This window comes from Nocardioides plantarum, from assembly GCF_006346395.1.
In the GTDB taxonomy this organism is placed as follows: domain Bacteria; phylum Actinomycetota; class Actinomycetes; order Propionibacteriales; family Nocardioidaceae; genus Nocardioides; species Nocardioides plantarum.
Genome location: NZ_VDMS01000001.1, coordinates 19,139 through 35,309, shown reverse-complemented (window position 1 = coordinate 35,309; position 16,171 = coordinate 19,139). Strand labels below are relative to the sequence as shown.

Annotated in this window: 20 protein-coding genes; 12 read left to right on the top strand and 8 right to left on the bottom strand. The window is 73.4% G+C overall.

What is annotated here, in order from left to right; genetic code table 11:
* Positions 1-84 precede the first annotated feature (84 nt).
* Genes FJQ56_RS00180 through FJQ56_RS00170 form a run of 3 tightly spaced genes read left to right on the top strand, consistent with a single transcriptional unit; the run spans position 85 to position 1,653 of the window.
* Positions 85-348: a phosphoribosyl-ATP diphosphatase gene (locus tag FJQ56_RS00180; protein WP_140007211.1), complete on the top strand. Its 264-nt coding sequence runs from the start codon at positions 85-87 to the stop codon at positions 346-348.
* A gap of 11 nt (positions 349-359) precedes the next feature.
* The gene (gene hisG, locus FJQ56_RS00175) at positions 360-1,208 is read left to right on the top strand and encodes an ATP phosphoribosyltransferase (protein WP_140007210.1); all 849 of its coding nucleotides are present in this window, start codon (positions 360-362) and stop codon (positions 1,206-1,208) included.
* Positions 1,192-1,653 carry a PH domain-containing protein gene (locus FJQ56_RS00170; RefSeq protein WP_140007209.1) on the top strand — a complete coding sequence of 154 codons (462 nt, stop codon included), beginning with the start codon at positions 1,192-1,194 and terminating at the stop codon, positions 1,651-1,653. The genes hisG and FJQ56_RS00170 overlap by 17 nt, the downstream gene beginning before the upstream one ends.
* Here the strand turns inward: FJQ56_RS00170 and FJQ56_RS00165 are convergent.
* From FJQ56_RS00165 to FJQ56_RS00150, 4 genes are all read right to left on the bottom strand, one after another.
* Positions 1,612-2,550 carry an aldose 1-epimerase family protein gene (locus tag FJQ56_RS00165; protein ID WP_140007208.1) on the bottom strand — a complete coding sequence of 313 codons (939 nt, stop codon included), beginning with the start codon at positions 2,548-2,550 and terminating at the stop codon, positions 1,612-1,614. The two genes, FJQ56_RS00170 and FJQ56_RS00165, sit on opposite strands and share 42 nt — an antisense overlap.
* 12 nt (positions 2,551-2,562) lie before the next feature.
* Positions 2,563-3,882: a C39 family peptidase gene (locus FJQ56_RS00160; RefSeq protein WP_246083915.1), complete on the bottom strand. Its 1,320-nt coding sequence runs from the start codon at positions 3,880-3,882 to the stop codon at positions 2,563-2,565.
* Positions 3,883-3,940: 58 nt separating this feature from the next.
* The gene (locus tag FJQ56_RS00155; RefSeq protein WP_246083914.1) at positions 3,941-4,351 is read right to left on the bottom strand and encodes a nucleoside/nucleotide kinase family protein; all 411 of its coding nucleotides are present in this window, start codon (positions 4,349-4,351) and stop codon (positions 3,941-3,943) included.
* A gap of 149 nt (positions 4,352-4,500) precedes the next feature.
* Positions 4,501-4,974, bottom strand: coding sequence for a hypothetical protein (locus FJQ56_RS00150; protein ID WP_140007207.1), 474 nt, complete (start codon positions 4,972-4,974; stop codon positions 4,501-4,503).
* A gap of 51 nt (positions 4,975-5,025) precedes the next feature.
* Between FJQ56_RS00150 and FJQ56_RS00145 the strand changes: the two genes are divergently transcribed.
* The 6 genes from FJQ56_RS00145 to FJQ56_RS00120 all read left to right on the top strand — a co-directional run bounded on the left by FJQ56_RS00145 (position 5,026) and on the right by FJQ56_RS00120 (position 9,222).
* Positions 5,026-5,535: an SseB family protein gene (locus FJQ56_RS00145; protein ID WP_140007206.1), complete on the top strand. Its 510-nt coding sequence runs from the start codon at positions 5,026-5,028 to the stop codon at positions 5,533-5,535.
* Between the two features lie 365 nt (positions 5,536-5,900).
* On the top strand, positions 5,901-6,584 hold the full coding sequence (gene infC / locus FJQ56_RS00140) for a translation initiation factor IF-3 (protein ID WP_140007205.1): 684 nt from the start codon (positions 5,901-5,903) through the stop codon (positions 6,582-6,584).
* Positions 6,585-6,673: 89 nt separating this feature from the next.
* Complete coding sequence (locus FJQ56_RS00135; RefSeq protein ID WP_140007204.1) at positions 6,674-6,886, top strand: large ribosomal subunit protein bL35; 213 nt, start codon at positions 6,674-6,676, stop codon at positions 6,884-6,886.
* 79 nt (positions 6,887-6,965) lie between these two features.
* Positions 6,966-7,361 carry a 50S ribosomal protein L20 gene (gene rplT, locus FJQ56_RS00130; protein WP_140007203.1) on the top strand — a complete coding sequence of 132 codons (396 nt, stop codon included), beginning with the start codon at positions 6,966-6,968 and terminating at the stop codon, positions 7,359-7,361.
* A complete protein-coding gene (locus FJQ56_RS00125; protein WP_140007202.1) occupies positions 7,358-8,137 on the top strand; it encodes a TrmH family RNA methyltransferase in 780 nt (259 codons plus the stop codon). Before rplT ends, FJQ56_RS00125 begins: the two co-directional genes overlap by 4 nt.
* A 32-nt stretch (positions 8,138-8,169) precedes the next feature.
* Positions 8,170-9,222, top strand: a complete 1,053-nt coding sequence (locus FJQ56_RS00120; RefSeq protein ID WP_140007201.1) for a sensor histidine kinase — start codon at positions 8,170-8,172, stop codon at positions 9,220-9,222.
* Positions 9,223-9,256: 34 nt separating this feature from the next.
* Here FJQ56_RS00120 and FJQ56_RS00115 read toward each other — a convergent pair whose 3' ends face one another.
* A complete protein-coding gene (locus FJQ56_RS00115; protein ID WP_140007200.1) occupies positions 9,257-9,862 on the bottom strand; it encodes a TIGR03086 family metal-binding protein in 606 nt (201 codons plus the stop codon).
* A 62-nt stretch (positions 9,863-9,924) separates the two neighbouring features.
* Here FJQ56_RS00115 and FJQ56_RS00110 point away from each other — a divergent pair, with 62 nt between their 5' ends.
* Positions 9,925-10,899, top strand: coding sequence for a helix-turn-helix transcriptional regulator (locus FJQ56_RS00110; RefSeq protein ID WP_140007199.1), 975 nt, complete (start codon positions 9,925-9,927; stop codon positions 10,897-10,899).
* Here the strand turns inward: FJQ56_RS00110 and FJQ56_RS00105 are convergent.
* The 3 genes from FJQ56_RS00105 to FJQ56_RS00100 are packed head-to-tail and all read right to left on the bottom strand — an operon-like array spanning position 10,831 to position 12,376.
* A complete protein-coding gene (locus FJQ56_RS00105) occupies positions 10,831-11,673 on the bottom strand; it encodes a DUF817 domain-containing protein (protein WP_211350708.1) in 843 nt (280 codons plus the stop codon). The genes FJQ56_RS00110 and FJQ56_RS00105 overlap by 69 nt on opposite strands.
* A gap of 4 nt (positions 11,674-11,677) precedes the next feature.
* Entirely contained in the window at positions 11,678-11,854 is a 177-nt protein-coding gene (locus tag FJQ56_RS22315) for a hypothetical protein (protein WP_211350707.1), read from the bottom strand.
* 60 nt (positions 11,855-11,914) lie between these two features.
* Entirely contained in the window at positions 11,915-12,376 is a 462-nt protein-coding gene (locus FJQ56_RS00100; protein ID WP_140007197.1) for a hypothetical protein, read from the bottom strand.
* A 140-nt stretch (positions 12,377-12,516) separates the two neighbouring features.
* Here FJQ56_RS00100 and pheS point away from each other — a divergent pair, with 140 nt between their 5' ends.
* Both pheS and pheT read left to right on the top strand, forming a co-directional pair.
* The gene (gene pheS, locus FJQ56_RS00095) at positions 12,517-13,674 is read left to right on the top strand and encodes a phenylalanine--tRNA ligase subunit alpha (RefSeq protein WP_140007196.1); all 1,158 of its coding nucleotides are present in this window, start codon (positions 12,517-12,519) and stop codon (positions 13,672-13,674) included.
* Positions 13,674-16,163 (top strand): phenylalanine--tRNA ligase subunit beta, encoded by a 2,490-nt coding sequence (pheT, locus tag FJQ56_RS00090; RefSeq protein WP_140007195.1) that lies wholly within the window; start codon positions 13,674-13,676, stop codon positions 16,161-16,163. The genes pheS and pheT overlap by 1 nt, the downstream gene beginning before the upstream one ends.
* Positions 16,164-16,171 lie beyond the last annotated feature (8 nt).

Below are 16,171 nucleotides of genomic sequence, written 5' to 3'. Positions count from 1 at the left end.
CCCGAAACCCCGCGCCTGGCGACGTGGTCTCAGGACGGTCCCGGGGGTGAGGCGTCGAGAACGAGCGCCCGTAGGCTGGCCGCCGTGAAGACGTTCGACGGTCTGTGGGCCGAGCTGTCCGAGAAGGCACGCACCCGACCCGAGGGCTCGGGCACCGTCGCGGCCCTCGACGCCGGCGTCCATGCGATCGGCAAGAAGCTGGTCGAGGAGGCCGCCGAGTCGTGGATGGCGGCCGAGCACGAGGGCAAGGAGCGCGCCGCCGAGGAGATCAGCCAGCTGATCTACCACCTCCAGGTGATGATGCTCGCCCTCGACCTCGAGCCCGCCGATGTCTACTCGCACCTCTGACCGGAGACCTGATGACCCTCAAGATCGCGATCCCCAACAAGGGCTCGCTGGCCATCGCGGCCAGCGAGATCCTGCGCGAGTCGGGCTACCGCCAGCGCGACGACCCCAAGCAGCTCACCCTCATCGACACCGACAACGACGTCGAGTTCTTCTACCTGCGCCCGCGCGACATCGCGCTCTACGTCGGCGAGGGCACCCTCGACGCCGGCATCACCGGCCGCGACCTGCTGCGCGACTCCGGCGCCAAGGCCGACGAGGCGCTGACCCTCGGGTTCGGCCGCAGCACCTTCCGCTTCGCCGGCCCGGTCGGTCGCTACGCCGAGGCTGCCGACGTGGCCGGCACCCGCATCGCCACGTCCTACGTCGGCATCGTGCGCGCGTTCCTCGAGGAGCGCGGCCTCGACGCCACGGTGACCCGCCTCGACGGTGCGGTCGAGACCAGCATCCAGCTCGGCGTCGCCGACGTGATCGCCGACGTCGTCGAGACCGGCGCCACCCTGCGCCAGGCCGGGCTCGAGACCTTCGGCGAGCCGCTGCTGCAGTCCGAGGCCGTGCTCATCACGCGGGCCGGCGCCGACCACCCGGCCGGCTTCGAGGTCTTCCGGCGTCGCGTCGAGGGCGTCCTGGTGGCCCGCGGCTACGTGATGATGGACTACGACATCGCCGAGGCCCACCTCGAGCGCGCCGTCGAGCTCACCCCCGGCATCGAGAGCCCCACCATCGCGCCGCTCAACCGTGAGGGCTGGGTCGCCGTCCGCGCGATGGTGCCCCGCGCCGGGTCCCAGCGGCTGATGGACCAGCTGTGGGACCTCGGCGCCCGCGGCATCCTGCAGACCGACATCCATGCCTGCCGACTCTGACCTCCCGGCGCTGCCGCGCACCTGGCGTCCGCTCGGGCCCCGCATCGCCGGCGGGGTGGCCGGCGGTGCCCTGCTCGGCGTCACCGCGCTGCTGTGGGTCGGTCTCGACCAGGACGTCCGCGACTCCGTGACACCGTTCCAGCGCGGCACCGTGATCGCGATGTTCCTGCTGGGCTTCTCGTGCCTCTACGCCCTGGCCCGCTCGCGCGTCGTCGCCCACCCCGACGGGCTCCAGGTCGTCAACGGCTACCGGCGCCACGACTACGTGTGGGCCGAGATCGTCGCGGTGCGCCTCAACCCCGGCGCGCCCTGGGTGACCCTCGACCTCGCCGACGGCACGACCGCCTCGGTGATGGCGGTCCAGTCCTCCGACGGGCCGCGCGCCAAGCAGGCCGTGCGGCAGCTACGCGCCCTCGTCGACCGCGCGCACGCCCCAGGAGACTGACACCTCGTCGCCCGGCTCGCCGGCCGGCGCCAGGGTGAGCAGGTCCTCACCGCTGCGGAACGCGTCGGCGTTGGCCGTCATCGGCTCGATCGCCAACGACCGGCGTGCCGTCGTGGGCCGGTCGTCGGCGGTGTAGAGCAGCAGCCAGCGGTGGTGCTCGTCGACCCAGATCGAGACCGCGCGACCCGACGCCGGGTCGCGCAGCACCGTGGTCGCCACGCCCCGCTCGTCGCGCTCGAGGTCGGTGAACCCGGTGTTGAGGGCGGTGTCGCGCATCGGGCGCGCCACCCGGAAGTCGTACGCCGTCCCGTCAACGGCCTCGCGCCCGACCGGGATCAACGCGTCGTCGGTCACCGAGCGGGTCGCGGCCGGCAGCGTCAGCTCCCACGTGTCGATCGGGCCGGCGCCGACCGACAGGTAGGGGTGGGCCCCACAGGCGTAGGGAGCCGGCGTCGGCGACAGGTTGGTCGCGGTCTGGGTGACGGTGAGGCCGTCGGCGGACAGGTCGTAGAGCACGTGCAGGTCGACGATCCACGGGTAGCCGGACTGCGCCATCAGCCGGTACTGCAGCGACACCGACGCCGACGAGTGCTCCTCGGGCATCCAGGCCGCCCACCGGGCCAGGCCGTGCGAGGCGTGGTGGCGCTCGGGCTCGGTGAGCGGCAGCTGCAGGTCGCGTCCGCCGAACGAGTACCGCCCGTCGCGGATCCGGTTGGGCCACGGCATGAGCAGCTGCCCGCGCCCGCCGGACGACATCTCGTCCTCGGCGAACCCGTCCAGGAGCGGGCGACCGGCGTGGGTCAGGGACCGCAGTGCCGCCCCGCTCTCGGTGATGACGGCGTCGTACCCGCCGGCCGAGATCTGGAACTGGTCACCACTGGGTGCGATCGCAGACATGCGCACACCTTGTCACCAGTTGGGCGTCGATCCCGACACGTTCCGCGGCAGCCGCGTGCCGGGCGCGGTGTAGAGGTAGACGACGCCGCCGGTCGACTGCTGCCAGACCCTCTCGAAGTTCGCGCGCGTGTAGACGTGGCGCACCGCCTCGTCGCTGCTGGACGCCGGGTCGTTGAGGACCGGGTCGCCGTCGGCGGTGAAGCCGACGACCACCATCAGGTGCCCGTCGGTCGCGTAGCCGGCCTCGGGCATGTCCTCGAGGTCCCACGAGAGCGAGGTGACCACGGGGATGCCGGCGGCGACGAACCGCTCGACCTCGGCCAGCGACCGCAGCCGGGTGACGGTCGCGTCGAGACCGTAGGTGTGCGCGTACGCCGCGTTGAACGGCCAGTTGCCCGCCCCGTCGTAGGTGTAGTCCCAGGTGTGCATCGCGGCGTACGGCACCTGGGGGTCGCCGTTCGGCGCCTCGACGCCGCTGACGTCAGCGGCCGTCGGGGCGTGCCGACGACCCCACCACCGCATCGCCATCGAGGTCGACGTGGGGGAGCACCAGACCTGCCCGCCGCCGCCGAACTCGGGGTACTCGCCGCGGTGGATGTTCTGCGAGTAGCGGGGCACGGCCAGCTCGACGGCCCGCCCGCCCAGGGTCGACGCGCTGGTCGGGGGCGCGGCGTCGGGCACCAGCTCGCTGGTCATCGTCGTGACCGCGTCGAGCGAGGGCCGGGACCGCCCACCGACCGGCCGCAGCAGCCGCACCCGCGTCTGGAAGGCCACCGGCTCGCGTCCGGTCTTGGCGCTGAAGGTGTCGGTGTAGACCGTCCCGTCGTCGTCGCGCTGCCCGTCGAGCGACGTGCGGTGGATGTCGCCGGCGGCGAAGTCCATGCCCGAGGTCCAGCGGCCCAGCACGTACCACCTGGTCCAGGTCCCGTCGCGGTGCCGGCCGCGGAACAGCGTCTCGACCCAGGTGCCGGTCGGCGTCGTCGCGTTCCACGACGAGATCGCCTCGTCGTCGGCGTAGCCGAGCCGCACGACGGGCGAGGTCCACGTGCCGACCTCGTAGTCGCGCGCTGTGCCGTCGCCGAACGGATCGGTGTACGACGTCCGCGCCAGCCCCCGGCGGTCGAGCACCAGTGCCCCGTCCCGCACGCGCAGGCCCTCGAGGCGGCCGGCGCGGAAGTCGCGGGAGCTGTCCCAGCGGGTCAGCGTGACGTCGAAGCCGTCAGTGGTCGCGGGCGGCCCGTGGCGGGAGCCGTGGGCGTCCGCCGGGACGGCGACCAGCGCCGGGGCGAGCAGGGCCAGCGCGAGCGGGGCGAGCAGGGCGTGCTTGATCAAGGTCGTCTCCCGAGATGGACGGTCGTCCGTCGATCCTCGTCCGGGGCACGCGCCACCGCTAGTGGAGGTTTCCCTGCCCGTCGACCACCAGGTCGGCGCGATCGCGGGTCCGGTCGGAGGCGAAGGAGGCGTCCTCGGACTCCTGCCAGGCCAGCCACTGCGCGCGCAGGTGCTCGCCGTCGCGGGCGAGCCCTCGGGCCAGCCGCAGCTCGCGCGACACCTCGACCCACACCAGGACCGTCGCGAGGTCGGCGTACGCCGCGGTGCCGGCGCCGACGCCCTCGAGCACCAGCAGCCCGCCGGGTCCGGGCGGGTCGACCTCGACGGTCTCGGCGAACGCGCCCGCGTGCCAGTCGTAGCGCCGGTAGCTCCCGGGCCGGCCCTCGCTCAGCGGGCGCAGCAGGGGGCCGAGCTGGTCGGCAACCGTCGCCAGGCCCGACCACCCGTCGTAGAGGTCGTCGAGGTGCACGACGCGCGCGCCGGTGCGGGCGGCGACGGCCCGCGCCAGCGTCGTCTTGCCGGACCCGCCCGGGCCGTCGACGCACAGCAGCCGGGCCTCCCCGAGCGTGGGCGCTCGCTCGGCGAGCAGCGCCAGGGTCCGGTCGGGCGCGGCGATGCTCAGGTGATGCCCCGGTTCTTGAGCAGTGCCTCGATGTCGGCGAACTCGTCGTCGACCGGCGCGGGGGAGCGGCCGGCCCGCCGCGGCGAGGTGGGCGCCGCGGTGGATGTCGACGGGGGCAGCTGCTCGGGCCCGCGCTGCCGGGGCCGCTCGGGAGCCTTCGCCGGCGCTCCACCACCGCGGGCCTCGACGACGCGACCGGCGCCGTAGAGCACGACGGCGATGCCGGCCAGGACGATGCCCGACCACACCACCGGGCTGAAGACGAGCCGGACCGCCCAGTCGCCGATCGCGTCGCCGATCTCGGCCAGCATGCGCAGCGTGCGGGTCAGGTAGGCCGCGATCGGCAACAGCGTCAGGCCGGCGCCCTTGAGCCCGGCCCCGAGGCCCCGTCGTTGGTAGGCGAACCACGTGTAGACGCCCGCGACGAGGCTGAGGGCCAGGGCCAGTGCGCCGTAGCTGACGTCGTCCATGGGTCCAGCGTCCCACGTCAGCGGTCAGCGCGTGGGTGGGAGACTGGGCGCATGCCCGAACGTGAGCTGCTGGCGCCGGCCTACCCCGACGACACCGGCGCGGCCGACCCGGCCCTCGCCGCGGCGCTGACGGCGTACGCCGCGGACCCGACCGACCCCGCCGGCCTGCCCGCGGCCCTGGCCGCGCTGCAGACGGTCCGGGTGCTGGTGCCGGTGGTCGCGGTCGCCGGTGACGTCGAGCTCGACGAGCGGGGGCTCGCCCACGACAAGACCAGCGACATGGCCGCGGTGCTGGTCCAGGGGCAGGACGGACGGCGGGCGCTGCTGGCGTTCTCCGGCACCGACAGCCTCGCCGCCTGGGACCCCGCCGCCCGGCCCGTGCCGGTCCCGGCGAGGCAGGCGGCGCTCGCCGCTCTCCAGGACGGCGCCGAGGCGCTGCTGCTCGACCTCGGTACGGCGCCCCTGGCCGTCGAGGGCGACCACCTGCGGGCGCTGGCCGCCGGGTGGCGCCTGGTCCGCGTCGGCGACGACCTCGGGTGGCTCGACCCGACGTCCGTCTGACGCTGCGACGCCGGGCGCCCCGGATTGGTCAGGTCGGGAATCCTGGCCTAGAGTCCGTGGTTGACTGATCTGTACAGGCACACCCGTGCCCGCACCGATCGACAAGCGGGGACCAGCTCCATCGTCTCCCACCCGCACCGGCCGCCGTCCCAGGCAGCACCGCACCACAGCAGCACCGCACCATCGGGACACAGGTCGTCGGGTCTAGTCCAAGGCTCCGGCCTCGCCTCCCGTGCACACCATGCGCGGAGGCAGGGTGAGATGGTCGTTGACTGGCTTCCGCTTGCGCACCTCTGCGGAAGCCCTCGTTGTTTTTCCAGGCCTCCGCAGGTGATCGACCTAGCGTCTGACCCCCTGGAGGACACATCAGCACCGAGTACCGCATCAACGACCGGATCCGCGTATCGGAAGTCCGGCTCGTTGGCCCCAGTGGCGAGACCGTCGGCATCGTGCCCACCGCCGATGCCCTGCGGCTTGCCCAGGAAGCCGATCTCGACCTCGTCGAGATCGCCCCGATGGCGCGCCCGCCGGTCTGCAAGCTCATGGACTACGGGAAGTTCAAGTACGAGAACGCCCAGAAGGCCCGTGAGGCTCGCCGCAACCAGACGAACGTGATCATCAAGGAGATGAAGCTTCGTCCCAAGATCGACGCCCACGACTACGAGACCAAGAAGGGCCACGTCATCCGGTTCCTCAAGGCCGGCGACAAGGTCAAGATCACGATCATGTTCCGCGGTCGTGAGCAGCACCGGCCCGAGCTGGGCTTCCGGCTGCTGCAGAAGCTCGCCGAGGACGTCACCGAGCTGGGCTTCATCGAGTCGTCGCCCAAGCAGGACGGCCGCAACATGATCATGGTCCTGGGCCCGCACAAGAAGAAGGCCGAGGCCAAGGCCGACCACCTGGTGGTCCGGGCCGAGAAGGAGGCCGAGCGGGCCGCCCACGTGGCCGAGGAGCAGGCCGAGCGCGACGCCGCGCACGCCGCCGGCCCCGTCGCCGCCAAGAAGGAGCGCGGCCGCTCCGAGAACCTCGACCCCGAGATCGAGGCCTGACCCCACCAGGTCAGCCCGACCCGGGTCGAACCGACCCACACGACAGCCCCACCGGGCTGCCCGTCGTACCACCCCGAGGAGACAACACGATGCCCAAGAACAAGACGCACTCCGGTGCCAAGAAGCGGTTCAAGGTGACCGGCTCCGGCAAGATCATGCGCCTGCAGGCCGGCCGCAAGTCGGGCGCTGCGTTCGCCTCGCAGCCCACCACCGGCAGCCGCAAGAAGATGCGCCGCAACGCCGGCGCCGTCGAGCTCGAGAAGGCCGACGTCAAGCGCGCCAAGAAGATGCTCGGCATCTGAGCCAGCACCACCCGGGGCCCTGGCCCCACACCCCGTTCCACTCTCAGTTGCTGAGCAACACAGTCGTCAGGAGTCAGTCATGGCACGCGTCAAGCGGGCAGTAAACGCACACAAGAAGCGCAAGGTCACCCTGGAGCGCGCCGCCGGTTACCGCGGCCAGCGCTCGCGCCTCTACCGCAAGGCCAAGGAGCAGGTCACCCACTCCCTGGTCTACAGCTACAACGACCGCAAGAAGAACAAGGGCAACTTCCGTCGCCTCTGGATCCAGCGCATCAACGCCGCCGCGCGCGCGGAGGGCCTGACCTACAACCGCTTCATCCAGGGCCTCAACCTGGCCGGCATCGAGGTCGACCGCAAGATCCTCGCCGAGCTCGCCGTCAGCGACCCGACCGCGTTCAGCGCGCTGGTCGCCGCCGCCAAGGCCGCCCTGCCCGCCGACGTCAACGCCCCGCGCGAGGCCGAGGTCTCGGCCTGAGCGTCGTCCCGCTGGCAGCCGGCAACGACCGGCTCAAGCAGATCCGCAAGTTGAGCCGCCGCTCCGAACGCTCGGAGCGGCGGCTCTTCCTTGCCGACGGCCCCAAGGCCGTCGAGGGCGCGCTCGGTGTGCCCGGGTGCGTCGTCGAGGTCTTCGCGACCGCCTCCGGCGCCGACCTCGTGCCGTCCGGCGTCGACGTCACGCTCGTCGACGACCGCGCGCTCGCCTCGTTGAGCGACTCGGTCACCCCGGCCGGTGTCGTCGCGCTGTGCCGGTTCGTCGACCGGCCGCTCACCCACCTGCTGCAGTCCGCGCCCCGACTGGTCGCGGTGTGCGCCGATGTACGCGACCCCGGCAACGCCGGCACGGTCATCCGCACCGCCGACGCCGCCGGGGCCGACGCGGTCGTCCTGGCCGGTACGTCGGTCGACCTCTACAACCCCAAGACGCTGCGCGCCGCCGTCGGCAGCGCGTTCCACCTGCCCGTCGCGGTCGAGCCCGACCCGGCCGACGTCGTACGCCGTCTCCAGGCGGCCGGCGTGACGGTCCTGGCCACCGCCGCCGACGGCGAGGTCGCGCTCCACGACGCCGGAGACCTGCTCCGGGCGCCGACGGCGTGGCTGTTCGGCAACGAGGCCCACGGCCTGCCCGACGACCTCGCCGCCCTCGCCGACCACCGCGTGTCGATCCCGATCCACGGTCGTGCGGAGAGCCTCAACCTCGCGACCGCTGCGGCGCTCTGCCTCTACGAGTCGGCGCGCGTCCGACGCGGCTGAGCCCGGCTCGCCGGCCGCCGTAGGCTGACCGGATGCCGCACGCGACCGCGCAGGAGCTCGCCGACGAGCTGCCCGACGGCGTCGTGCTCGCCGACGCGCAGGGCGTGGTCACCCTCGTGTCGGCGTTGGCCCGCCGGATGCTCGGTCCGAGCGCCGAGCCGGGACGTCCTCTCGCCGAGGTCCTGCGGCTCCAGGACCAGGACGCCCAGGCCTGGACCGCCGCCAACACGCCGTACGCCGGGCTGCGCACGCGCACCGCGGTGCCCGAGCAACCGTGGCTGCTGCCCGACGGCACCGAGGTCCTCGTGGCCGCGCGGCTGCACCGCGCCGAGCGGCTGGGCCCGGTGACCCGGGTGGCGATCACGCTGCGCTCCGGACGGGGCCGGGCACGCCTCGACCGCGAGCGCTCCGACCTCGTCGCGACCGTGGCCCACGAGCTGCGCTCGCCGCTGACGGGGGTCAAGGGCTTCGTGCAGGCGCTGCTCAACCGCTGGGACAAGCTCAACGACGAGCAGAAGAAGCTGATGCTCACCACCGTCGCCGCCGACTCCGACCGACTGAGCCGGCTGATCGCCGAGCTCCTCGACGTCGCCCGCATCGACACCGGGCGCCTGCAGCTCTATCCGCGTCCCTCCGACGCCGGCGTGCTCGTCGGCCGGATCGTCGAGTCCGTCGGCGCCGGCACGGCCCGCGAGATCGATCTCGTCACCGACGCCGACCTGCCTCAGGTGCACGTCGACCCCGACAAGTTCACCCAGGTCGCCACCAACCTCGTCGAGAACGCCGTGCGCCACGGCGACGGTCTGGTCACCGTCCGCGTCGAGCGCGAGCCCCATCCCGACGCGCCTGACGGGGTGCGCCTGACCGTCAGCGACGAGGGCGGCGGGATCCCACCCGAGCTGCGGCGCCGGATCTTCACCAAGTTCTGGACCGGCGGCACCACGGGCGGCTCAGGCCTCGGTCTCTACATCGTCAACGGCCTCGTGCGTGCCCACGGCGGCACCGTGTCGGTCGACAACGGGCCCGACGGGGGAGCGGTGCTGTCCTGCACCTGGCCCGGGCTCCCCGACGACATCTTCGGCTGACGTCCAGGGGCCCGCCGGACTCAGCCCGCCGGACTCAGGGGGTCCAGCGCGGGTCGCGCCCGACCCAGCCCAGCAGCCGGTCGAGGGCGGGCGCGTCGTCGGGGACGGGGACCACGGCACCGAACGGCACCCGGTCCTCGTCACGGATCCCGGCCGGCAGCGCGCCCTGCAGCGGAGCCAGGCACGTGGCGGCGAGGGCGTCGTCGAGCCCGGACGTGTCGCCCAGCGCGGCGGCGAGGTCCCAGCCATGGGTGACCAGCTCGCTGACGTAGGTGACGATGGCCGCCGCCGCCGGCATGTCCCCGGCCGGGTGGTGGACGGTCCGCTCGAGCACCGCGTCCTCCCCGAGGGCGGCCACGAGCTCCGGCTGGCGCTCGGCCCAGGCACCGGCCCAGTCGCGGTCGGCGACCCCCTCGACCTGGGACGGAACCTCGAACGGGTGCCCACCTCGCAGCACGTGCGGCACCCGGACCGACACGGCGACCAGGTGCGACAGGAGGTCGCGCACGGTCCACCCGGCACAGGGCGTCGGCCGGTCGAGGTCGTCGAGCCTCACGCGGTCGACGTACGTCGTCACCTGGGCGGCGGCGGCGAGGAGCAGGGGGCGGGGGTCGGCCTGGACGGCCTGGTTCGTGGTCATGCCTCCATCCTGCAAGCTGAACCAGACATCTTGTGTCAGGTATTGCTGCGACGATCTGAGACATGCGCGCCGACCGGCTCCTCCGCCTCCTGCACCTGCTCCAGCGCCACGGCACCCAGCCCGCCGCCCGCCTCGCCGAGCAGCTCGAGGTCAGCGAGCGGACGGTGCTGCGCGACATGGACGCCCTGTCCGCGGCCGGCGTCCCGGTCTTCGCCGTGCGCGGTCGGCACGGTGGCTGCGGGCTCGTCGAGGGCTACCGCACCGACGTCAGCGGCCTGACCGTCGGTGAGGCACAGGCGCTGTTCCTCTGGGGCAGCCGCGACGCCACGCGCGAGCTCGGGCTGGGGCCCGAGCTCGGCAACGCCCTGGCCAAGCTCGCCGCGACCGTCACCAGCGGGGCGATGGAGGAGGCCGACGCGCTCGCCTCGGTGCTCGTCGTCGACCGGCGGCGGTGGTTCGCCGCGGTCGAGGAGGTCCCCGTCCTGCCGGTGCTCCGGGAGGCCGCGTCCGCGGCTCGACGGGTCCGGCTGCGCTACGGCACCGCCGGCGGCGAGCCCCCGACCACCCGCACCGTCGACCCCTACGGACTGGTCGAGAACGCCGGCCGCTGGTACCTCCTCGCCGCCCACCGCGGGCACCGTCGCACCTACCGCGTCTCGCGCATCGTCGACGCCGTCGTCCTCGACGAGCCCGCGCGGCGCCCGGCCGACCTCGACCTGGCGCACGAGTGGGCCGAGTCGCGGCGCGCGCTCGAGGTGGGGGAGTCGGTGGAGCTCGACGTGGCGGTGGACCCCGGCGCTCTCGACCGGCTTCGCCGGGTGGCGTCCTTCCAGCTCGTCGCCGGTACGACGCCGCAGGAGCTGCCACCGGTGCCGGGCGACGTCCGCGTCCGACTGCGCCTGGTGGTGCGGGCCCGGCGTCAGGCGCTCGGGCTGGTCCTCACCTTCGGCGGCGAGGTCGAGCTGCTCTCACCGCTCGACCTGCGAGCCGAGCTCGTCGAGGTCGGGCGCCTCGCCCTGGCCCGCCACGGGGCCTGACCGACCCGACGGCACGGCGTACAGCACGCCCTCCCAGCGCTTGACCGCGGCGACCAGCACGAAGCTCATCGTCACCAGCAGCGCCCACGACCCGATCTTGGCGGCGTGCACGGCCTCCCAGACCTCGAGCTGACCGGGGTAGCGCCACGCGCCGAGGAAGGTCGCGGCGTTCTCGGCGACCCACAGGAACAACCCGATCAGCAGGAACGACAGGGCCAGCGGCATCCGGTACCCGGTCCCACCGACCGTGAAGTGGACCCACGCGCGGCGCAGCACGACGAGCCCGACCGCGGCGATCGGCAGTCGCAGGTCGACGATCCAGTGGTGGGTGAAGAAGTTGGCGTACACCAGGACGGCCACCACCGCGGTGGGGCCGACGTCGAAGCCGGACACCCGCAACGACAGTCGGCGCCAGGCCTGGCACACGTAGGAGCCGACCGCGGCGTACATGAACCCCGAGAACAGCGGGACGTCCCAGACCTTGGTGGCCGCGTCCTCCGGGTAGGACCACGACCCGACGTGCACCTTGAACACCTCGAGCCCGAGCCCCAGCAGGTGGAAGGCGACGATGACCAGCACCTCACGCCAGGACTCCAGGCCGAGCGCCCAGAACCCCAGCGTCACCACGACGCACCAGACCAGCAGGGCGTCGTAGCGGGCGACCGGCAGCGGCACCACGTAGGCGACGAGCAGCCCGGCGAACAGTGCCGCGGCGAACACGCACGACTGCGCCTCGAGCCACGCGAAGCGCAGCAGCTGGGTCAGGACGCGCACGCGGTCACGGTACGTCGCGCCCGGTGTCGGCGGCCTCCGGCGCGAACGCGCGCAGCTGACGCTCCAGGACGCGGAACCCGATCGAGAGGTAGAGCGGGATCGCGGTGTGCCCCTCGTCGGCGACGACGACCAGACCGCGGACATCGCCCCCGCGCACGGCGTGGTCGTACGCCGCGAACACCAGGAGCTGGGTGATCCCGGCGACCCGGTCGGCGCCGCTGGTGCGCGGTGCGAGCAGCCGTCACCAGCCGGGTCCCGCGGCGCTGACGCCGGCCGTGCCGGCGGGGCGCCCACCGACGGTGGCCTGGAAGCGCACGTCGACCCCGGCCTCGGCGTCCCCGACGGTGCGGACCTCCACGTCCCCGGCGGCCGGACGCACGACCTCGGTGGCGACCAGGACCAGCGGCGCCTGCGTGGTCAGCCCCTGCGCGGCCAGGGGCTCCAGGTCGCTCCGGGCGCCCTCCGGGTCGTCGACCGCCAACGACACCGGTGCGGCGGGCCCGAAGGCCGTGGTGAAGCGCTGCAGGGCGATCGCCACGTCGGCACCCCGCGGCGCACGGCGCAGCAGCACGAAGTTGGCCGTGCGGTCCGCGGGCCGGTCCGGGGTCGAGACGACGACGTGGGTCCGATGGTGCTCGGCGACGCTGCCCCGTGCCTGGAGGAGGGCCAGCTCCGTGCTCCAGCCCACCGACACGATCTCCATGGTCGCAACCTAGGGAGAGCGGGTTCCCGCCGGATTTCGGTGCCGTGTCGACTGGTCGACGGCGTCCCGACGGTGTTCCGGCGGTGTCCCGGCGGCAACCCCGTCGCCGCGACCCGCCGGACGTTCCTAGACTCAGCGTCGTGTCCGGACCCAACACCGACTACGACCCTGTGGAGGTCGACGCCTTGAAGCCCGACGAGGTCGACGCCGCGCGCGACGCCGCGCTCGCCGCGATCGACGCGGCTCCCGACCTCGACGCCCTCAAGCAGGTGCGCATCGACCACACCGGCGACCGCTCGCCGCTGGCGCTGGCCAACCGCGAGATCGGCGCCCTTCCGCCGCAGGCCCGCAAGGAGGCCGGGCAGCGGGTCGGCCAGGCCCGCGGTGCCGTGTCGAAGGCCCTCGCGGCCCGCCAGACGGTGCTCGAAGCCGAGCACGAGGAGCGGATGCTCGTCGAGGAGACCGTCGACGTCACCCTGCCCACCGACCGGTTCCCCGCAGGTGCCCGGCACCCGCTGACGACCGGGTCCGAGCTGATCGCCGACATCTTCGTGGCGATGGGCTGGGAGGTCGCCGAGGGCCCGGTCATCGAGGCCGAGTGGCTCAACTTCGACGCGCTCAACCTCGGCCCCGACCACCCCGCACGCACCATGCAGGACACCTTCTGGACCGAGCTGGGCGACGGCGGCGACACCGCCAGCGACACCGCCAGCGATACCGGCAGCGGCGTCGTCCTGCGCACCCACACCTCACCGGTGCAGGCCCGCACCATGCTGACGCGCACGCCCCCCATCTACGTCGTGTGCCCCGGGCGGGTCTTCCGCACCGACGAGTACGACGCCACCCACAGCCCCGTCTTCCACCAGGTCGAGGGCCTGGCGATCGACGAGGGCATCTCGATGGCCCACCTCAAGGGCACGCTCGACCACTTCGCCACCGCGATGTTCGGCGAGGGCATCATCACCCGCTTCCGGCCGTCGTACTTCCCCTTCACCGAGCCCAGCGCCGAGGTCGACCTGGTCTGCTTCGTGTGCCGTGGTGCGGGCCAGGTCAGCGGCGACACCGGCCCGCAGACGTGCCGCACGTGTCGCGGCGAGGGCTGGATCGAGTGGGGCGGCTGCGGGATCGTCAACCCGCGGGTGCTGCGCGCCTGCGGCATCGACAGCGACCGCTACTCCGGCTTCGCCTTCGGCATGGGCATCGACCGCACCCTGATGTTCCGCCACGCCATCGCCGACTTGCGCGACCTCTTCGAGGGCGACGTCCGCTTCACCACCGCTTTCGGATCGGATCTCTGATGAAGGCCCCCGTCTCCTGGATCAAGGACTACGTCGACCTGCCGGCCGACGTCACCACCGAGCAGCTCGCCGCGCGGCTGACCGCGCTCGGGCTCAAGCTCGAGGCCATCGAGAGCCCCGGTGACCAGATCACCGGGCCGCTGGTGCTCGGCCGGGTGCTCACCCGCGAGCCCGAGCCGCAGAAGAACGGCAAGACCATCAACTGGTGCACCGTCGACGTCGGGGCCGCCAACGGCACCGGTGAGCCCCAGGGCATCGTCTGCGGCGCGCACAACTTCGACGTCGGCGACCTCGTCGTCGTGGTCCTGCCGGGTGCCGTGCTGCCCGGCGGGTTCGCCATCGGTGCGCGCAAGACCTACGGCCACATGTCGGCCGGGATGATCTGCTCGGCCGCCGAGCTCGGCCTCAGCAGCGACGGCGACGGCATCATCGTGCTGCCCGCCGACGCCGGCGCACCGGGCGACGACGCGTTCGAGGTGCTCGGGCTGCACGACGACGTGATCGAGTTCGAGATCAACCCCGACCGCGCCTACGCGCTGAGCCTGCGCGGCATCGCCCGCGAGGCCGCGCTCGCCTACGACGTCGCCTTCACCGACCCCGCCGCCCGCGAGGTCCCCGCTGCCGACGGCGACGGCTACCCGGTCGTCCTCGACGACCCCGAGGGCTGCCCGCTGTTCGTCGCCCGCCTCGTCGAGGGCTTCGACCCCATGGCGCCCACCCCCGACTGGATGGCCCGACGGCTCACCCAGGCCGGCATGCGGCCCATCTCGCTGGCCGTCGACGTCACCAACTACGTGATGCTCGAGATCGGGCGCCCGATCCACGGCTACGACGCCGACCGGCTCACCGGGCCGATCGTCGTACGCCGGGCGCGCGAGGGCGAGCGGCTGACGACCCTCGACGGGACCGACCGGGTCCTGTCGGGCCAGGACCTCGTCGTCACCGACGACTCGGGGCTGATCGGCCTCGGCGGCGTGATGGGTGGCCAGGCCACCGAGATCTCGGCGACGACGACGCGGGTGCTGGTCGAGGCGGCCCACTGGGACGCCACGTCGATGTTCCGCACCGGCAAGCGCCACAAGATCTCCTCGGAGGCCGGCAAGCGCAACGAGCGCGGGGCCGACCCGACGGTCACCGAGGCCGCGGCCGACCGCGTCGTGGAGCTGCTGGTGGCCCACGGCGGCGCGACGGCCGCACCCGGCGTCACCGTCGTCGGAGCCGCTCCGCAGCCCGGCCCGATCTGCCTCCACGCCGACCTCCCGGCGCGCATCAGCGGCATGCCCATCAGCGCCGGGACCACCGTCGCCCACCTGCGCGCCGTCGGGTGCCGGGTCGAGGGCGACGGCGGGGGCGACGGGCTCCTGACCGTCACCCCGCCGCCCTGGCGCCCCGACATCACCGACCCCTACGACCTGGTCGAGGAGGTCGCCCGCATCGTCGGCTACGACGAGGTGCCGTCGGTGCTGCCGACCCCCGGTGCCGGTCGAGGTCTGACCCGTGACCAGCGCCTGCGCCGACGGGTGGGCCGCACGCTCGCCGGTGCCGGGTGCGTCGAGGTGATCAGCTTCCCGTTCGTCGGCGACGCCGCGCTCGACCAGCTCGGCCTGCCCGCCGACGACCCGCGCCGTCACACCGTCCGTCTGGCCAACCCGCTCAGCAGCGAGGAGCCCGGCTACACCACCACGCTGCTGCCGGGCCTGCTCAAGGCCGCGGCGCGCAACCTCGGCCGCGGCGCCCCGGGCGTGGCGCTCTTCGAGACCGGCACCGTCGCCTTCCCGGTCGACCGTGGACCGGCGCCGATCTACGGCGTCGACTGGCGCCCCTCCGAGGCCGAGCTCGCCAAGCTCGTCGAGAGCCTGCCGCGTCAGCCGCTGCACCTCGCCGTCGTGCTGGCCGGTGAGCGCGAGCGCGCCGGCTGGTGGGGTGCGGGCCGCGACGTGGGCTGGTCCGACGCGATCGCCGTCGTACGTCGGCTGGCCGACGAGCTGGGGGTCACGCTGGAGGTCCGGGCCGGGTCCCTCGCCCCGTGGCACCCCGGTCGCTGCGCCGAGCTGCTCGTCGACGGGGTGAGCCTGGGTCACGCCGGCGAGCTGCACCCCAACGCCTGCCGCGCCACCGGCCTCCCGCCGCGCAGCGCCGCGCTCGAGATCGACCTCGACGTCCTGCTGGCCGCGGTCCCCGAGGCCGTCGTGGGGCCTGACTTCTCGTCGTACCCGCTGGCCAAGGAGGACGTCGCCCTGCTCGTCGACTCCTCGGTGACGGTCGCCGAGGTCGAGAGCGCGCTGCGCGAGGGTGCCGGAGACCTGCTCGAGTCGATCCGACTGTTCGACGTCTACACCGGTGAGCAGGTCGGCGAGGGACGCCGGTCGCTGGCCTTCGCCCTGCGCTTCCGGGCTCCCGACCGCACGCTCACCGACGACGAGACCGCAGCGGCGCGCGATGCCGCGGTGGCGGCGGCGACCGAGCGCACCGGGGCCACCCAGCGATGACGCCCGAG